The organism is Thioclava sp. UBA3469 (genome assembly GCF_002378135.1).
GTDB lineage: Bacteria > Pseudomonadota > Alphaproteobacteria > Rhodobacterales > Rhodobacteraceae > Thioclava > Thioclava sediminum.
On record NZ_DFRG01000213.1, the window covers coordinates 1 to 1,180 of the forward strand.

The window sequence follows — 1,180 nt, forward strand, 5'->3', positions numbered from 1 at the left end:
CATGGTGGTGAACATGGAAATCGGGATGATCACCCCGCCTGTGGGGCTCAACCTCTTCGTTACCTCGGGCGTGGCGGGGATGCCGATGATGCGGGTGGTCAAGGCCGCCCTGCCCTTCCTTGGCGTGCTCTTCCTCTTCCTGATCCTGGTGACCTATGTGCCCTCGCTCTCGACCTGGCTGCCCAATTCGATGATGGGCCCCGAGGTCGTCCACAACTGAGCCAGGCAGGAGAAGGGGGGCGGGCGTTCGCCTAGCTCCCCAGCACCTTGCGGAAGCGGATCAGCACCAGCGTCAGCGCCACCGCCGACATCACCACGATGGCGACAAGATCGCCGGCAACCAGCGTGAGCCCCGAGCCGCGGTAAAGGACCGATTGCGCGAAAGCCACGAAATGCGGCGCCGGGCTGATCAGACGCATCGTCCATTGCAGCCATTCCGGCATTGATTCGAGCGGCGTCATTCCCCCTGACAGCAGGAACATGATGATGATCACCGGGATCGCCAGCAGCCCGTATTGCCCCATGTTGCGGGTGAAGCTGGCCAGCATCAGCCCGATCGAGCCCACCGCGATCACGTAGAGCGCCGCGCCGAAGATATAAAGCGCGAGCGACCCCGCGACCGGCACCCCCATCGCCCATTCGACCACCACGACGAGGCTCAGCACCGAGGCGAAGAGCACCACCATCCCGGTGGCGAAGATCTTCGACAGCACGATCTCGTGCGGCCGCACCGGCATGACGAGGACATGCTCGATCGTGCCGCGCTCGCGTTCGCGGATCAGCGAGGCGCCGGAAAGGATCAGCATCAGGACGGTGACGTTGTTCATCAACTGCATGACCGAGCTGAACCAGCGCGCGGTGAGGTTGGGGTTGAAACGGTTGCGGAACACCACGTCGACGCGGTCCGAGCCGGGCTCGCCCGGGGCGAGGTAATTCTCGGCCGCCTGGGCCAGCACTTGGGTCAGGTAGGTCGCGCCGTTGCCCGCGAAGGCGACCGCGGTCGCGTCGGAAAGGATCAGCACCGTGCCCCCCTGCCCCGCGCGCATGTCATGCTCCAGCCCCGGCGGGATGGTGACCACGAAGACATATTTGCCGTCGAGCTGGGCCTTGGCGGCGGCGGCCGGCGACAAGAGCACCGGGGGCTCGAACAGCGGCTCGCGGATCGCGTCGATCAGGCGCC

The 1,180-nt window shown here is 65.8% G+C and carries 2 protein-coding genes; one reads left to right on the forward strand and one right to left on the reverse strand.

From position 1 onward, the window contains the following. On the forward strand, positions 1-220 hold a 220-nt coding region (locus tag B3D39_RS15810; protein ID WP_286789860.1), incomplete at its 5' end, for a TRAP transporter large permease subunit. A 31-nt stretch (positions 221-251) separates the two neighbouring features. On the opposite strand, the gene B3D39_RS15815 is transcribed toward B3D39_RS15810, so the two are convergent. Continuing rightward, positions 252-1,180, reverse strand: a 929-nt coding sequence (locus tag B3D39_RS15815) for an ABC transporter permease (RefSeq protein ID WP_286789861.1), incomplete at its 5' end; no start/stop codon positions are given.